This window comes from Streptomyces sp. NPDC001406, from assembly GCF_042895285.1.
Taxonomy (GTDB): Bacteria; Actinomycetota; Actinomycetes; order Streptomycetales; family Streptomycetaceae; genus Streptomyces.
Genome location: NZ_JBIAWG010000007.1, coordinates 253,010 through 267,916 on the forward strand (window position 1 = coordinate 253,010; position 14,907 = coordinate 267,916).

At 71.0% G+C, this 14,907-nt stretch carries 17 protein-coding genes; 10 read left to right on the forward strand and 7 right to left on the reverse strand.

Features of this window, described 5'->3' with window-relative positions; genetic code table 11:
• Positions 1-217: 217 nt before the first annotated feature.
• From ACFY1J_RS18955 to ACFY1J_RS18965, 3 genes are all read left to right on the forward strand, one after another.
• A complete protein-coding gene (locus ACFY1J_RS18955) occupies positions 218-1,315 on the forward strand; it encodes a PP2C family protein-serine/threonine phosphatase (RefSeq protein WP_390710932.1) in 1,098 nt (365 codons plus the stop codon).
• Positions 1,316-1,536: 221 nt separating this feature from the next.
• Positions 1,537-2,877 (forward strand): transcriptional regulator, encoded by a 1,341-nt coding sequence (locus ACFY1J_RS18960; RefSeq protein WP_363296734.1) that lies wholly within the window; start codon positions 1,537-1,539, stop codon positions 2,875-2,877.
• A 67-nt stretch (positions 2,878-2,944) separates the two neighbouring features.
• The gene (locus ACFY1J_RS18965) at positions 2,945-3,481 is read left to right on the forward strand and encodes an NUDIX hydrolase (RefSeq protein WP_363296735.1); all 537 of its coding nucleotides are present in this window, start codon (positions 2,945-2,947) and stop codon (positions 3,479-3,481) included.
• Here ACFY1J_RS18965 and ACFY1J_RS18970 read toward each other — a convergent pair.
• Positions 3,478-3,735, reverse strand: coding sequence for a hypothetical protein (locus ACFY1J_RS18970; protein ID WP_363296736.1), 258 nt, complete (start codon positions 3,733-3,735; stop codon positions 3,478-3,480). The genes ACFY1J_RS18965 and ACFY1J_RS18970 overlap by 4 nt on opposite strands.
• 191 nt (positions 3,736-3,926) lie before the next feature.
• Complete coding sequence (locus ACFY1J_RS18975; protein ID WP_390710931.1) at positions 3,927-4,787, reverse strand: 3-hydroxybutyryl-CoA dehydrogenase; 861 nt, start codon at positions 4,785-4,787, stop codon at positions 3,927-3,929.
• Between the two features lie 171 nt (positions 4,788-4,958).
• Between ACFY1J_RS18975 and ACFY1J_RS18980 the strand changes: the two genes are divergently transcribed.
• Entirely contained in the window at positions 4,959-6,182 is a 1,224-nt protein-coding gene (locus tag ACFY1J_RS18980; RefSeq protein ID WP_390710930.1) for a glycoside hydrolase family 10 protein, read from the forward strand.
• Position 6,183: 1 nt separating this feature from the next.
• Here ACFY1J_RS18980 and ACFY1J_RS18985 read toward each other — a convergent pair whose 3' ends face one another.
• Positions 6,184-6,387: a DUF1918 domain-containing protein gene (locus ACFY1J_RS18985; protein WP_363296739.1), complete on the reverse strand. Its 204-nt coding sequence runs from the start codon at positions 6,385-6,387 to the stop codon at positions 6,184-6,186.
• Between the two features lie 12 nt (positions 6,388-6,399).
• Entirely contained in the window at positions 6,400-7,326 is a 927-nt protein-coding gene (locus ACFY1J_RS18990) for a DMT family transporter (protein ID WP_390710929.1), read from the reverse strand.
• Here ACFY1J_RS18990 and ACFY1J_RS18995 point away from each other — a divergent pair.
• The 3 genes from ACFY1J_RS18995 (at position 7,325) to ACFY1J_RS19005 (ending at position 9,974) form a co-directional block, all read left to right on the forward strand.
• Positions 7,325-8,809: a PLP-dependent aminotransferase family protein gene (locus tag ACFY1J_RS18995; RefSeq protein ID WP_390731550.1), complete on the forward strand. Its 1,485-nt coding sequence runs from the start codon at positions 7,325-7,327 to the stop codon at positions 8,807-8,809. The genes ACFY1J_RS18990 and ACFY1J_RS18995 overlap by 2 nt on opposite strands.
• The gene (locus ACFY1J_RS19000) at positions 8,806-9,261 is read left to right on the forward strand and encodes a GNAT family N-acetyltransferase (protein WP_390710927.1); all 456 of its coding nucleotides are present in this window, start codon (positions 8,806-8,808) and stop codon (positions 9,259-9,261) included. Before ACFY1J_RS18995 ends, ACFY1J_RS19000 begins: the two co-directional genes overlap by 4 nt.
• A 119-nt stretch (positions 9,262-9,380) precedes the next feature.
• Complete coding sequence (locus ACFY1J_RS19005; protein WP_390710926.1) at positions 9,381-9,974, forward strand: histidine phosphatase family protein; 594 nt, start codon at positions 9,381-9,383, stop codon at positions 9,972-9,974.
• On the opposite strand, the gene ACFY1J_RS19010 is transcribed toward ACFY1J_RS19005, so the two are convergent.
• A complete protein-coding gene (locus tag ACFY1J_RS19010; protein ID WP_390711032.1) occupies positions 9,956-10,399 on the reverse strand; it encodes a DUF6314 family protein in 444 nt (147 codons plus the stop codon). The genes ACFY1J_RS19005 and ACFY1J_RS19010 overlap by 19 nt on opposite strands.
• Before the next feature lie 104 nt (positions 10,400-10,503).
• Here ACFY1J_RS19010 and ACFY1J_RS19015 point away from each other — a divergent pair, with 104 nt between their 5' ends.
• Positions 10,504-10,626, forward strand: coding sequence for a hypothetical protein (locus ACFY1J_RS19015; protein WP_390711035.1), 123 nt, complete (start codon positions 10,504-10,506; stop codon positions 10,624-10,626).
• On the opposite strand, the gene ACFY1J_RS19020 is transcribed toward ACFY1J_RS19015, so the two are convergent.
• Entirely contained in the window at positions 10,613-11,053 is a 441-nt protein-coding gene (locus tag ACFY1J_RS19020) for a carboxymuconolactone decarboxylase family protein (protein ID WP_390710925.1), read from the reverse strand. The two genes, ACFY1J_RS19015 and ACFY1J_RS19020, sit on opposite strands and share 14 nt — an antisense overlap.
• 165 nt (positions 11,054-11,218) lie before the next feature.
• The gene (locus ACFY1J_RS19025; RefSeq protein WP_390710924.1) at positions 11,219-12,370 is read right to left on the reverse strand and encodes a glutathione-independent formaldehyde dehydrogenase; all 1,152 of its coding nucleotides are present in this window, start codon (positions 12,368-12,370) and stop codon (positions 11,219-11,221) included.
• 283 nt (positions 12,371-12,653) lie between these two features.
• Here ACFY1J_RS19025 and argC point away from each other — a divergent pair, with 283 nt between their 5' ends.
• Both argC and argJ read left to right on the forward strand, forming a co-directional pair.
• On the forward strand, positions 12,654-13,682 hold the full coding sequence (gene argC, locus ACFY1J_RS19030) for an N-acetyl-gamma-glutamyl-phosphate reductase (protein ID WP_390710923.1): 1,029 nt from the start codon (positions 12,654-12,656) through the stop codon (positions 13,680-13,682).
• The gene (gene argJ / locus ACFY1J_RS19035; protein ID WP_390710922.1) at positions 13,679-14,830 is read left to right on the forward strand and encodes a bifunctional glutamate N-acetyltransferase/amino-acid acetyltransferase ArgJ; all 1,152 of its coding nucleotides are present in this window, start codon (positions 13,679-13,681) and stop codon (positions 14,828-14,830) included. The genes argC and argJ overlap by 4 nt, the downstream gene beginning before the upstream one ends.
• Positions 14,831-14,907 lie beyond the last annotated feature (77 nt).

Sequence of the window (14,907 nt, forward strand, 5' to 3'; positions counted from 1 at the left end):
AGAATCGGACCGGCCTTTCGGGGTCGGTCCGTCTGCTCTGTCAGGGCCTACATGGGGGGCCATCGGCATGATCCGCATCAAGGCTGGGGTTTCCCGCAGGAGGCGGCCCCACACGCACTCACGGGGGCCTGCCCGCAGGGCGCTGCCGGCGTGGGTCCGGACCCGGGCCCGCCACCCCTGCCGCACCTTGCGCAGGAGAAGCGTCCACCACCCGGACTTGGCGGACGACCGCCCTGCCGTACGCAAACCCGAGCGCCGGTCGCTGCGCCGGGTGTTCGCCCTGGGGCTGCCCACGGTGTGGGGCGCCGTGGCGATCTCGTACAAATTCGGCTGCCCGCTCGCCCAGCAGGAGGGGCTCGGCGCGCGGATCGTCACCAGCGCCGTGTTCTTCGCGGTCGGCACCGGGCTGATATTCCATGTCCGTCGGGCGCTGCTGCGCGAGCTGACGCAGGTCCGCAAGGTCGCGGGCGCCGCGCAGAGCGTGCTCCTGCGCCCGCTGCCCCCGCGTCTCGACGGCCTGGGTGTGGCCGCCGTCCAACTGTCCGCCGACTGCGGCGCGGCCATCGGCGGTGATCTGTACGAGGCGATCGCCACCGAACACGGCGTACGGGTCGTGATGGGTGACGTACGCGGCCACGGACTGCCCGCCATCGGCACGGCGGCCGCCCTCCTCGGCAGCTTCCGGGAGGCCGCGCACGACGAGCCCGAACTCGGCGGTGTGCTACGACGCCTGGAGCGCGCGTTCGCCCGTCATCTGCGTGAGCTCTCCCGCGCGGAACACCCCTCCACCGGCCGGGAGCCCGACACCCCGCCGGCCGAGGAGTTCGTCACCGTGCTCCTGCTGGAGATCCGCCGGGACGGACAACTCCGCGCACTCAACTGCGGACACCCCTGGCCGTATCTGCTCAGCGCCCACGGAGTCGACCCACTCGCCCACACCGAACCCCTGCCGCCCCTGGGCCCGTTCCCCCTGCCACCCGACCTGGACCCGGTACGCTGCGGCCACCTTCTCCCCGGCGAGTCCCTGGTCCTCTACACGGACGGAGCGGAGGACGCGAGGGACACACACGGCAGGTTCTTCTCCCTGCCGACAGCCCTGACGGAGGCGACCCGCGACCAACAGGCCTCACCCCAGACAATCCTGCGCAGGGTCTTCACCGCCCTGCTCCGGCACACAGGAGGGGAGCCAACCGACGACATCGCTCTCCTGGTCGTACGGAACGACCGAAGCAGGCGGCACTGCAACGAGCTCTTGGGGGCGCGGGGAACTGCGCGACCAGCCCCCACCAACCCGCAGCCGACAACGAACCGATAGCCTCCCGCCCCTCGGTCGCACCACCGAAGCCAACGGCCAGGCCACCGCACTGTACGAGGGGGAGCCGGCGGCCCGGCCGGCCTCTTGCGAGGCATTTCAGTCAACCGACTGGAAACTCTCCGCAACAGTGCGCGCACAGCCCGGATGCGCGCACTCGGTTCACACCCCGTGTGAACGGAACCGCACTAGTCTGGCGGCACCAGGCCACCCGGGGGGCATCCATGCAGCCCAACACTCTGCTCGACGCGATCCTGGACGAGGCCGGGATCTCGCACGCCGGTCTCGCCGCCCACGTCAACCAGGCGGGCCGGACGCGGGGTCTCGCGCTTCGCTACGAACACACCGCCGTGGCACGGTGGTTGAAGGGACAGCGGCCGCGCGGTCAGGTGCCCGACCTGATCTGCGAGGTGCTGGCCGTCCGGCTGCACCGGCCCGTCACCCTCGACGACATCGGTCTGGGCGTGCCGGGCGAGCCCTCGACGCCGAACGGCACCTCGCTGTCCGGCTTCGTGGAGCGCGCCACCGCCCTGTGGCGCTCCGACGAGCAGCAACGCCCGCACATACTGGGCGCGCCCGCCGTCACCGGCACCCCGGCCGTGATGCCGGTGTGGGAGTGGGAGAACCCGCCCGAGGACGTGGACGTCTCCCGCGGCGGCCGGCACCGGGTCACCCCGTCCGACATCGCGATGCTGCGCGCAGCCCGCGCCCACTACGAGCAGATGTACCGCAAGGCGGGCGGCATAGCGACGCGCACGCGCATAGTCGGCTTCCTCAACGCCGAGGCGGCCCCGCTGCTGCGTGGCAGCTACACCGACGCCACGGGCCGTCAACTGCACCGTGCCACGGGCGGGTTGGTGGCGATCGCGGGCATCTGCGCCTACGACTCCGACGCGCACGGCCTGGCCCAGCGCTACTTCCACCAGGCCCTGCGCCTGGCGAAGGCCAGCGGGGACCGGGGACTCGGGGCGTATGTCATCGCACTGCTCGTCAACCAGGCGCTGTTCATGAGGGAGTACCGCCAGGCGGTCGCCTTCGCGGAGGCCGCGCTGCGCGCCGCCGGCAAGCACATCACCCCCGCTCTCGCCTCGGACCTGTACGCGATGCAGGCCAAGGCGTACGCCCACCTCGGCGACGGCACGAGCGCGCTGTCCTGCATCCGGCGTGCCGAGACGGCCGCCGAACGCATCCGGCGCGGACACGAACCCGACGAGACCGGCTATGTCCAGCCGGGCCTGGTCAACGTCCAGGTGGCCGAGGCGCTGCTCAGCCTCGGCGAACTCGCGGCGGCCCGGGAGCATGCGGCGGCCGCTGTGGACAATCCCGCCCACGACCGGGGCCGGGTGCACCGGCTCGCCATGCTCAGCACGATCGAACTCCGCCAGGGCAATGCCGACAAAGCGGTGGTCACGGCGGTGCAGATGGCCGAACAGGCCCGCGGAATGGAGTCCCAGCGGCTGCGCGACAGACTCCGTGCGGTACGCGAACACCTGGTGCGCAGCGGCTGTGCCGGAACCGCTGAAGCCGCCGAACTCATCGACGGGGCACTGCGCGTACCGCTGTAGGCGCACGGTGGGCCGGAGGGGTCCCTGCTGCGATATTGCCACTTACTCGGCGGAAGGTGGCAGAACCGTGCAGTGGACGAAACAGAACGAACAAACTGTGTACGCAAACCGCTGGTTCAGCGTCAATCTCGCGGATGTCGAGCTGCCGGACGGCCGGCACCTCGACCACTTCCTGATACGGCTGCGGCCCGTTGCCGTGGCCACGGTGGTGAACGAGGCCAACGAGGTCCTCCTCCTGTGGCGCCACCGCTTCATCACGGACAGCTGGGGGTGGGAACTGGCCGCGGGCGTCGTGGAGGACGGCGAGGACATCGCGCGTGCGGCCGCCAGGGAACTGGAGGAGGAGACCGGCTGGCGGCCGGGGCCCCTGCACCACCTCATGAGCGTGGAGCCGTCCAACGGCCTCACCGACGCCCGGCACCACATCTACTGGGCCGACGAGGGCGAGTACGTAGGACATCCCGTGGACGACTTCGAGTCGGACCGCCGGGAGTGGGTACCCCTCAAACTCGTCCCGGACATGATCGCCCGTGGGGAGGTCCCGGCCGCCAACATGGCGGCCGCGTTACTCCTGCTGCACCACCTCAGGCTCGCCGATGTCTAGTGGGCCAGCGCCTGCCAGATCGTCACGACGAGCGCTCCCAATGCCGTGAGCGCGGCGACCGAGGGCAGTGGCCAGCGTGCGTGTTCGAGCGAGACCATGCGGGTGTTCAGCTCCTCCAACTCCTTGGCGGTCTCCTTCGTGCGATGAGTGAGCAGCGCCAGCCCGCCCTCGACACGGGCGTAGGCCACATCGAGGCGGCGACGTAACTCTGCGAGTTCTCCATGGACCACGGGATGCTCGGGATCGGCGGCCACGGGTCCGCTCCTTTCCGTAGTTGTCTCTCGTCCCTTGCATGCGCGTGAGAGTCAACTCGCCTGGTGGACGCGTGGGGAGCGTGTGCGACGGGCATATGCGTGCCCGGCGCGCACACGGTGTGTGAAAGACGCGGGCCCGGCACCGTCAGCCGGTGCCGGGCCCGTGTGAGCCGGTGGACTACCTTGTGTAATCAGCCGTAGGTGTAGAAGCCCGAGCCCGTCTTCCGGCCCAGCCGGCCCGCCTCGACCATGCGCTGGAGCAGCGGGGGAGCGGCGTACAGCGGCTCCTTGTACTCCTCGTACATCGAATTGGCGATCGAGACGATCGTGTCCAGGCCGATCAGGTCGGACAGCTTCAGCGGGCCCATCGGGTGGGCGCAGCCCATCTCCATGCCGTTGTCGATGTCCTCGCGGCCCGCGATGCCCGACTCGAACATGCGGATGGCGGACAGCAGATACGGCACCAGCAGCGCGTTCACCACGAAGCCCGAGCGGTCCTGGGCGCGGATCGCGTGCTTGCCGAGCACCTTCTCGGCGAAGAGCTGCGCGCGGCCGAGCGTCCCCTCGGAGGTGGTGAGCGCCGGGATCAGCTCGACGAGCTGCTGCACCGGGGCCGGGTTGAAGAAGTGGATGCCGACGACGTGGTCCGGGCGCGAGGTGGCGACCGCCAGCTTCACCAGCGGGATGGAGGAGGTGTTGGAGGCCAGGATCGCGTCCGGCCGGGTCACCACCTGGTCGAGCACCTGGAAGATCTCCGTCTTCACCTGCTCGTTCTCGACGACGGCCTCGATCACGAGGTCGCGGTCCGCGAACTCGCCGAGGTCGGTGGTGAAGCTCAGCCGCGCCAGCGTCGCGTCCCGCTCCTCCTCGCTGATCTTGCCGCGCTCGGCGGCCTTGCCCAGGGAGTTGAACAGCCGGGTACGGCCGATCTCCAGGGCCTCGCCGGTGGTCTCGGCGACCTTCACGTCCAGTCCGGCGCGGGCGCACACCTCGGCGATGCCCGCTCCCATCTGGCCGCAGCCCACGACTCCGACGCGCTCGATGTCGCTCACATCGTCCCCTTCGCTGATCTACGGCTGCTCCGGCAGGACCTCCGGGTTCGGCGCCTGCTCCGATCGTGCACGTTACTCCCAAGTATCGATGATCGATCGTCCGGGTGGGGGCATCCTTGGGCGCGAGACGATCCGTGACGGAGCGGATCCGGAGCGTATGGGGGTGTGCGGATGGTGCGAGTGTCCCGCCGGGCGTTCACTCTGGCGGCGCTGTCCACCGTCGCGATGGCGCAGGGTTCGACGGCGGCACCGCGGGGTCCCCGGGCGGTCACCGAGATGCGGGGCGTGTGGCTCGCGACCGTCGACAACCGCGACTGGCCCTCGCGCAAGGGCCTGTCCGCGGCCGAGCAGCGCAGCGAGCTGATCGCCCACCTCGACAGGGCGGCCCGCGACCGGCTGAACACGGTGCTCCTCCAGGTGCGGCCCACGGCGGACGCGCTGTGGCCCTCGCCGTACGAGCCGTGGTCCCGCGTCCTCACCGGCACCCAGGGCAGGTCGCCGGGCTGGGACCCGCTGGGCACCGCCGTGACGGAGGCCCATGCCCGGGGCCTCCAGCTGCACGCCTGGTTCAACCCGTACCGGATCGCCAATCACGACGACCCCACGAAACTCGTCGCCGGCCACCCGGCCCGCAAGCACCCCCACTGGGTGGTGCCCTACGGCGGCAGGCTCTACTACAACCCGGGCCTGCCCGAGGTCCGTGCCTTCGTCCAGGACGCGATGCTCGACGCCGTGGCAAAGTATCCGGTCGACGCCGTCCACTTCGACGACTACTTCTACCCGTACCCGGTGGCCGGCCAGAGCTTCGACGACGACGCAGCGTACGACACCTACGGCGGCGAGTTCGCCAACCGGGCCGCCTGGCGCCGCGACAACATCAACAAGCTGGTGCGGGAGATCGCCGCCAGGGTCGAGGAGATCCGGCCCGGCACCCGGTTCGGGATCAGCCCGTTCGGGGTGTGGCGCAACGCCACGTCCGACTCACGGGGCTCCGGAACCCGGGCGGGTGTGCAGACGTACGACGACATGTACGCGGACACCCGCAGATGGGTCCGCGAGAGCTGGATCGACTACGTCGTCCCCCAGGTGTACTGGCACATCGGCTTCGCCGCCGCCGACTACGCCGAACTGGTGCGGTGGTGGGCACAGGTGGCCAAAGGCACCAGGACCAGGCTCTACATCGGCGAGGCCCTGTACAAGGCGGGTGCCGAGGGCGGGCCCTCGGCCTGGCAGGACCCGGCCGAGCTGTCCCGGCACCTCACCCTCGCGGCCCGTCACCCCGAGGTGCGCGGGCACGTCTTCTTCGCCGCCAAGGACGTCGCGAAGGACCGGGCCGGCGCGATGGCGCGGGTGATCGCCGACCACTATCGGCAGCCGGCGAGCCCGCCGCGCTGAGCTACTGTGCCCGGTGTTCCTGTTGCTGGTGACGGACCTCGCAGTCGGGGCCGGGGGACATGACGGCCTCGTGTCCGTCCGGGAAGCGGACGCGGTAGGGCGGGTTGCCCTCCGTGCCCAGCACTTCGACGACTTCGCTGACCTGGTCGTGTTGGCCGACCACCCTGCCGTGCTGGACAAGATGGTCGCCCACGGTTGCGCGCATCTGTGGGCCTCCTCACGAACGCGATCGTTGAGTGACGGCGATGCACACGAGCACTGCGGCGGCGGTCAGCGGAGCTGCCGCCGTGAGGTGCTCGCCCAGCAGCAGCACCGACCACACCAGTGTGAGCAGCGGCTGGGCCAACTGCAACTGGCTGGCCTTCGGAATGCCGATGGCCGCCATGCCCCGGTACCAGACGACGAGACCGAGGAACTGTGAGCCCACGGCGACCCACAGCAGTCCGGCCACGCCGTGCGCGGTCAGCCGCACCGGCTCGTACGACAGCGCGAGCGCGGCCGCGCCGGCGGACAGCGGCAGACACAGCACCAGCGCCCAGCCGATGACCTGCCAGCCCGGCATGACCCGGGCCAGCCGTCCGCCCTCGGTGTAGCCCGCCGCGCACACCAGCAGCGCCGCGAACAAGTAGCCGTCGGCGGCTGTCAGTGTGCCGCCGCTCTGCCGGACGGTGAAGGCGAGGACGGCGGCCGCGCCGGCGAGGGCCGCCGTCCAGAAGGTGCGGGAGGGCCGGGTGCCCATGCGCAGGGCGGAGCAGAGCGCCGTGGTGAGCGGCAGCAGGCCCACGACGACGGCGGCGTGCGAGGTGGTGGAGGTCTCCAGGGCGAGCGTGGTCAGCAGCGGGAAGCCGAACACCACTCCGGCCGCCACCACCGCCAGCCCCGCCCAGTGCCGGCGGTCGGGCAGCGGGACACGCAGGGCCAGCAGACAGGAGCCCGCGATCACCGCCGCGAGAACGCTGCGCACCGACACCAGAGACCAGGGGCCGAAGCTCTCCAGACCCCATGCGGTGGCGGGAAAGGTGAGGGAGAAGGCGGTGACGCCCAGGGCCGCCTGGACGGTGCCCAGGCCGGGGCGTTCCAGGCGTTCCCGGTGGACGGTGACCGCTACCGGCGTCGGCGCAGTAGCGCTACTCTGTGCTCTCATGCAAGAGAGTAGCAGTGTCAGTGAACTGGCCAACCAGCTGCGACAAGAACTTGACCGCTACTCACCTGGTGGAAAGCTCCCATCGAGTCGGGCGCTCGTCGAGCGCTTCCGGGTGAGCCCGGTGACCGTCTCGCGCGCCTTGGCCCAGCTGGCCGCCGAGGGCCTGGTGGTCACCCGCCCCGGGGCCGGCGCGTTCCGCGCCCGCCCGCACACCGCGGCCGCGCCCACGGGGGACACCTCCTGGCAGGAGGTCGCGCTCAGCGCCGACGGCGCCGCCGACCTCGTACCGCGCACCGTGGACGCCTCCGGGGTGACGGTCTCGCTGGCCGCCCCGCCGCCCGGAGTACTGGAGCTCAGCGGCGGCTATCTGCACCCCTCGCTGCAGCCCGAGCGGGCGATGGCCGCGGCCCTGGCCCGCGCCGGGCGGCGCCCCGGTGCCTGGGGGCGGCCGCCGCTGGAGGGGCTGCCCGAGCTGCGGGAGTGGTTCGCGCGGAGCATCGGCGGCGCGGTCGGCGCGGCCGAGGTGCTGATCGCCGCGGGCGGTCAGTCCGCGCTGGCCACCGCCCTGCGTGCGCTCGCCCCGCCCGGCGCCCCGGTGCTCGTCGAGTCACCCACCTACCCGGGCATGCTGGCGATCGCCCGCGCCGCCGGCCTGCGCCCCGTGCCCGTGCCGGTGGATCCCGACGGCGTGAAGCCGGAACTGCTCGCCGACGCGTTCCGGGCCACCGGCGCGCGGGTGTTCGTCTGCCAGCCCCTGTTCCAGAACCCGACCGGCGCCGTGCTCGCCCCCGCCCGGCGCGCCGAGGTGCTGCGCATCGCCCGTGCCGCTGGCGCCTTCGTGATCGAGGACGACTTCGTGCGACGGCTGGTGCACGCGGACGCGGGCCCGCTGCCGCGTCCGCTGGCCGCCGACGACACGGACGGTGTCGTCGTCCATGTCGGCTCGCTGACCAAGGCGACCTCGCCCAGCTTCCGGGTCAGCGCCCTGGCCGCCCGCGGCCCCGTGCTGGAACGGCTCCGGGCCATCCAGGTCGTCGACACCTTCTTCGTACCCCGGCCCCTCCAGGAGGCCGCGCTCGAACTCGTCGGCTCACCCGCCTGGCCACGCCACCTACGCACGGTCTCCGCCGAGCTGAAGACCCGGCGCGACGCCCTGACCACCGCGCTCCGCCTCCACCTCCCCGAACTCGCCCTGCCACACATCCCGTCCGGCGGCTACCACCTCTGGCTCCGCCTCCCCGACGGCACCGAGGAACCGGCCCTGACCGCCGCCGCCCTGCGCGCGGGCGTCGCGATCACCCCCGGCCGCCCGTACTTCAGCGCCGAACCCCCCGCCGCCCACATCCGGCTGAGCTTCGCGGCGGTCGCGGGGACGGGCGAGATCACCGAGGGAGTACGGCGCTTGCGGGCGGCGTGCGACGAGGTGCTTCCCCGGAATCCGTTCGACGCCGACCCGGCCGAGTTGCGAGGATCCCCCGCATGAGCGATGCAGCTGACCTGCCCGAGGGCTATGAGTTCTCCGCCGACACCGATCGCGTCGACGTCGGCCGTGTTCACCGCTGGCTGTCGACCGACGCGTACTGGGCGGTCGGGCGCTCGCGGGAGAAGCAGGATCATGCGATGGCGGCGTCGCTCAATTTCGGGGTGTACGAGACGGCCTCGGGGGAGCAGGTGGCGTACGCGCGCGTGGTGACCGACCGGGCGCTGTTCGGCTGGCTGGCCGATGTCTACGTCGACCCGTCGGTGCGTGGGAAGGGCATCGGCACGGCACTGGTCGGGGGGATCCGCGAACACCTGCGGTCGTACGGACTGCGGCGCGTGCTGCTCGCGACCCACGACGCGCACGGCGTCTACGAGAAGCTCGGCTTCGCCCCGCTCGAACGGCCGGACCAGTGGATGGCGCTGTACTTCGAGACATCCGGTGACGCGAAATGACCTTGTTTTCTCCTGACTTGTCCGGCAGATCCTGACCTCGCAGTAAGGATTTGCAAACCTCGGGTAACCGGCATGCAACGCCCCTTGACCTGTGTACTTGCGCGGCAGACCATCTCCGCATGCAACTTCGGGTCACGTTCGTCGCCGCCGCGCGCAGCTCGCCGCGGCTCGCGGAGCGCTTTCAGGACGACCGCCCGCTGGACCAGGCGGGCTGGGACGAGGTGCAGTACGCCGCGGGGGAGTTGCTGCCCCTGGCCGCGGCCGACCTGCGCTACTGTTCGCCGACCCCGCGCAGCCGCGCCACGGGTGACGCTCTGGGCTACCACCCCCTGGTGCAGCTGGCCCTGCGGGACTGCGACATGGGCCGCTGGCGCGGGTTCACGCTCGGCGAGGCGATGGCCCGCGAGCCGCAGGCGGTGGACGCCTGGCTCGCCGACCCGCGCTCCACGCCGCACGGGGGCGAGTCCCTGCTGGCGTTCATCTCCCGGGTCGGCGGCTGGCTGGAGACCCGCCCCGCCGACGACGGCGGCCGTATCGTCGCCGTCGCCGAGCCCTCCGTGATCCGCGCCGCCCTCGTGTACGTCCTGAAGGCGCCGCCCGCGAGCTACTGGAACATCGACGTCCGCCCCCTGTCGACGACCACCGTCATGGGCCGCGCGGGCCGCTGGAACCTCCGTTTCGACGGCGTGGCGACTCAGCCCACGCGCGCGTAGTCCGTGGTCAGCACCAGGTCCTTCGTGGGGCCGGCGACATGCCACACCGTCCGCCAGTGGTCCGCGTCCCGGACGGTGAACTCGCCCCGGTAGAGGTCCGCGGAGCAGGGGTGGTCGGTGATGTGCCGGCCGGAGGTCAGGTCCAGGTCGTGGAAGGGCCGCCCGTCGGCGAAGCGGACGTCCGCGGTGCCCGGCGTCCTTCCGGGCAGGAAGCGCAGGGTCCGCTCGGCGGGACGGGGCACGCCCTGCCAGGTGAACAGGCCGGACTCCTCGTGCAGCAGTCCGCCACCCTCCAGCGGACGGAACGCCGTGGTGCCCTCGAACCGCCCCTCGTCGCCGCTCGCCAGGTCCCGCACGGTCCGCTCCACCCGCCAGCGTCCGGCCAGATGAGCCAGCACGTCCGGCACGGGCCAGAACCCGCCCACGCCGCGTGACGCGTGGCGCGGAACGCCTCCTCGTGGCAGCGCATCCATGCCGTCGACCTTACGTCCCCGCGCAGGCCCCGTTGACGTGCTCATATCCCGACGCGGTGAACACCGAGACGTCCACGGCGGTCGCCCCGGTCACGTCCACCTTCACGGGAGTCGCCGACCGGTTCACGTACACCTTCCCGGCCGACTCCGTCACCTTCCTGCGGATCAGGCAGAAGTAACCGCGGAGTCGTCAGAGGGCTGCCGGCCGAGCGGCAGCAGCCCGCGCTCGGCGAGGACCTTCTTCGCGACGAACGTGGCGTTGAGCGCCTTGGGGAAACCGCAGTACCCGGCGGAGTGCAGCAGCGCCTCGACGATCTGCTCGGGTGTGAGGCCCACGTTCAGGGCCGCGTTGATGTGCACCTCCAGCTGAGGCTCACAGCCGCCGAGCGCGGTGAGCATGCCCAGCGTCACCAACTGGCGGTCCCGTGGCGGCAGTTCGGGCCGGGCGTAGATCTCTCCGAAGCCCCAGGAGACTATCTGGTGGCCGAGTTCGGGGTTGATGTCGGCGAGCGAGTCGATGACCCGCCGGCCGGCCTCGCCGTCGACGCCGTCCAGCACCTTCAGACCACGGGCGAAGCGCTCTTCACGGGTGGTGCTCTCGCTCATGTGGGCTCATCCGTCCTCGACTGCCACTCGCGTAGCAGTCGTTCGATGCGGGTTCTTGGACAAGAACGGTAGGAGCTGGAGCGCACTCCAGGTCAAGCCGGACGCGCGGGCGCACGGGACAGGAGATGTCCCGTGCGCCCGGAGCCTTTCTCTACCGCGTGGGTGCTACGCCGCGAGTGCGTGCTCGGGGTGCAGCACGACCTTGGTGTAGCCCTCGATCCGCTTGTCGAACTTCTCGTACGCCTCCGGCGCCTGGTCCAGCGGCAGCTCATGGGAGACCACGAAGCTGGGCTTGGCGCGCTCGGCGATGATCAGGTCGCGCAGCTGGCGGTTGTACTGCTTGACGTTGCACTGGCCCGTGCCCATCTGCTGGCCCTTCTCGAACATCTTGCCGATCGAGACCAGGAGCTGGCCGTGCCTTGCGTGTTCGTCGGGTCCGCCCGGGTCGGACGGCACGTACAGGCCCGGTACGCCGAGCATGCCGGTCGCCCGTACCGTCGCGACGAGTTCATTGAGGACGTAGGCCGGTTCCTCGTGGCTCGCGTCGTGCGCCTGGGCCTGGTACCCGACGGCGTCCACGCCCTTGTCGGTGCCCTCTCCTCCCGTCTGTTCCTTGATCTGCTCGGCCGGGTCGCCCTTGGTGAAGTCGATCGGGATGGCCCCGATCTCCGCCGCCTTGGCGAGCCGCTCCGGCACCCGGTCGACGGAGAACACCTTGGACGCACCGCGCAGCAGCGCGGAGTAGGCGGCCATCAGTCCCACGGGCCCGGCGCCGTACACGGCCACGCTCTCGCCGGGTATGACCTTGGCGAGTTCGCATCCGTGGTATCCGGTCGGGAAGATGTCGGCGAGCAGGATGAAGTCCGTCTCGAACTGTTCACCCGGCGGCAGCTTCAGGCAGTTGAAGTCGGCGAAGGGCACGCGCAGCAGCTCTGCCTGGCCGCCCTTGTACGGTCCCATCGCCACGTATCCGTACGCCCCGCCCGCGAAGCCCGGATTGACCGTCAGGCAGAACCCGGTCTTCCCGGCGAGGCAGTTCTTGCAGAATCCGCACGCGACGTTGAAGGGCATCACGACACGGTCTCCCTTGGACAGAGACGTCACGCCGTTACCGACTTCCTCGACCACGCCGAGGTTCTCGTGTCCGAAGACTATGCCCGGCTCGGCCGCCGTGCGGCCCTCGTACATGTGCAGATCGGAGCCGCAGATCGCGGTCGACGTGACGCGTACGAGCACGTCGTTGGGGTGCTGGATCCGTGGATCGTCCACGTCCCGTACGGCCACGTGGAAAGGCTCCTCGTATACGACCGCTTTCACCTCGGTCACCTCCGCATCGGACTGTGATGACGGCGGCGACGGCGGGCCGCTACCCGGGGGGGCGCACAAGTAGGCGCGGGCCAACGGTCTGTTGCCGTGGCCCCGGGCGCTCTCGCTTTACCGCCGGACACTTCCAGAAAACGCCCCTGCGGTGCCGACCGCAACCTCCGGCGAGGGGGTGGCGGCCTCCTTGTTCCGGCGGTCTTCGTGATCTCGGGCCTGATCTCAGGATTGCATAAACGTGCAGCGAAACGTATAGTCATGCCATTCAGAGGAGGGTGACATGGCGGTACGAGCGGCGGTGGCCGGAGCGAGCGGGTACGCGGGCGGAGAGGTCCTGCGGCTGCTCCTCGCGCACCCCGAGGTCGAGATCGGGGCCCTGACCGGCAACTCCAACGCGGGTCAGCGGCTCGGCACCCTGCAGCCGCACCTCCTTCCGCTGGCCGACCGCGTGCTGGCACAGACCACCCCCGAAGCCCTCGCCGGACATGACGTCGTCTTCCTCGCCCTGCCCCACGGGCAGTCCGCCGCCGTCGCCGAGCAGCTCGGCCCGGATGTGATCGTCATCGACATGGGCGCCGACTTCCGGCTCAAGGACGCCGCGGACTGGGAGCGGTTCTACGGCTCCCCCCACGCCGGGACCTGGCCCTATGGCCTCCCCGAACTTCCGGGTGGCCGCGCTGCGCTGGAGGGGTCCAAGCGCATCGCGGTGCCCGGTTGCTACCCCACCGCCGTCTCCCTCGCCCTCTTCCCGGCCTATGCGGCGGGGCTCGCCGAGCCCGAGGCCGTGGTGGTGGCCGCCTCCGGCACCTCCGGCGCGGGCAAGGCGCCCAAGCCGCACCTGCTGGGCAGCGAGGTCATGGGTTCGATGTCGCCGTACGGCGTCGGGGGAGGGCACCGGCACACCCCCGAGATGATCCAGAACCTGAGCACGGCCGCCGGGGAGAAGGTCTCCGTCTCCTTCACGCCCACCCTCGCGCCGATGTCCCGGGGCATCCTCGCCACGTGCAGCGCGAAGGCCCGGGCCGGTGTCACCGCGGAGGTCGTCCGCGCCGCCTACGAGAAGGCCTTCGCCGACGAGCCCTTCGTCCACCTGCTGCCCGAGGGCCAGTGGCCCGCCACGGCGTCCGTCCACGGTTCCAACGCCGTTCAGGTGCAGGTCGCACACGACGAGGCCGCGGGCCGCATCATCGCGATCAGCGCCATCGACAACCTGACCAAGGGCACCGCCGGCGGTGCCGTCCAGAGCCTGAACATCGCCCTCGGACTCGACGAGACCACCGGGCTTTCCACGATCGGAGTCGCACCGTGAGCGTCACGGCAGCCAAGGGATTCACGGCGGCGGGCATCGCCGCCGGGATCAAGGAGAACGGCAACCCGGACCTGGCCCTCGTGGTCAACAACGGGCCCCGCCGCGCCGCCGCCGGTGTCTTCACCTCCAACCGTGTGAAGGCCGCGCCGGTGCTGTGGTCCGAGCAGGTGCTGAAGAGCGGCCAGGTCTCCGCCGTCGTCCTCAACTCCGGCGGCGCCAACGCCTGTACGGGGCCGAAGGGCTTCCAGGACACCCACGCGACCGCCGAGAAGGCCGCCGAGGTGCTCGGGCGCGGCCCCATCGAGGTCGCCGTCTGCTCCACCGGCCTCATCGGCGTCCTGCTCCCGATGGACAAGCTGCTCCCGGGCGTCGAGACGGCCGCGGCGGCCCTGAGCGAGCACGGCGGCGAGAAGGCCGCCATCGCCATCAAGACCACCGACACCGTCCACAAGACCTCGGTCGTGACCAGGGACGGCTGGACCGTCGGCGGCATGGCCAAGGGCGCGGGCATGCTCGCGCCGGGCCTCGCCACCATGCTGGTCGTCCTCACCACCGACGCCGACCTCGACAGCGAGGTCCTGGACAAGGCGCTGCGGGCCGCGACCAAGGTCACCTTCGACCGGGTCGACTCCGACGGCTGCATGTCCACCAACGACACCGTGCTGCTGCTCGCCTCGGGCGCGGCCGGGGTCACACCCGGGTACGAGGAGTTCGCACAGGCCGTACGGGCCGTGTGCGACGACCTCGGCCAGCAGCTCATCCGGGACGCCGAGGGCGCCAGCAAGGACATCAAGGTGGAGGTGATCAACGCCGCGAGCGAGGACGACGCCGTCGAGGTGGGCCGCTCCATCGCCCGCAACAACCTCCTCAAGTGCGCCATCCACGGCGAGGACCCCAACTGGGGCCGCGTCCTGTCCGCCATCGGCACCACGCAGGCCGCCTTCGAGCCGGACCAGCTCAACGTCGCCATCAACGGCGTCTGGGTGTGCAAGAACGGCGGCGTCGGCGAGGACCGCGAGCTGGTCGACATGCGCTACCGCGAGGTCCACATCGTGGCGGACCTCGCGGCAGGCAATGAGTCTGCGACCATCTGGACCAACGACCTCACGGCCGACTACGTCCACGAGAACAGCGCCTACTCGTCTTGACGTGCCCGCTTGGTTGTCGCGGGTCCTCGTCGTCGCTGACGAGGGTTCCTGTTTCGCAAGCGGCCGCTCGCCCCGGA

Excerpts from the sequence above, each read along its gene's own strand:
- ACFY1J_RS18980 (WP_390710930.1), top strand. The coding sequence starts at position 4,959 with ATGGTGCGAGTGTCCCGCCGGGCGTTCACTCTGGCGGCGCTGTCCACC.
- ACFY1J_RS18960 (WP_363296734.1), top strand. The coding sequence starts at position 1,537 with ATGCAGCCCAACACTCTGCTCGACGCGATCCTGGACGAGGCCGGGATC.
- argC (WP_390710923.1), top strand. The coding sequence starts at position 12,654 with ATGGCGGTACGAGCGGCGGTGGCCGGAGCGAGCGGGTACGCGGGCGGA.
- ACFY1J_RS18990 (WP_390710929.1), bottom strand. The coding sequence starts at position 7,326 with ATGAGAGCACAGAGTAGCGCTACTGCGCCGACGCCGGTAGCGGTCACC.
- ACFY1J_RS19020 (WP_390710925.1), bottom strand. The coding sequence starts at position 11,053 with ATGAGCGAGAGCACCACCCGTGAAGAGCGCTTCGCCCGTGGTCTGAAG.
- ACFY1J_RS19005 (WP_390710926.1), top strand. The coding sequence starts at position 9,381 with ATGCAACTTCGGGTCACGTTCGTCGCCGCCGCGCGCAGCTCGCCGCGG.
- ACFY1J_RS18985 (WP_363296739.1), bottom strand. The coding sequence starts at position 6,387 with ATGCGCGCAACCGTGGGCGACCATCTTGTCCAGCACGGCAGGGTGGTC.
- ACFY1J_RS18995 (WP_390731550.1), top strand. The coding sequence starts at position 7,325 with ATGCAAGAGAGTAGCAGTGTCAGTGAACTGGCCAACCAGCTGCGACAA.
- ACFY1J_RS19000 (WP_390710927.1), top strand. The coding sequence starts at position 8,806 with ATGAGCGATGCAGCTGACCTGCCCGAGGGCTATGAGTTCTCCGCCGAC.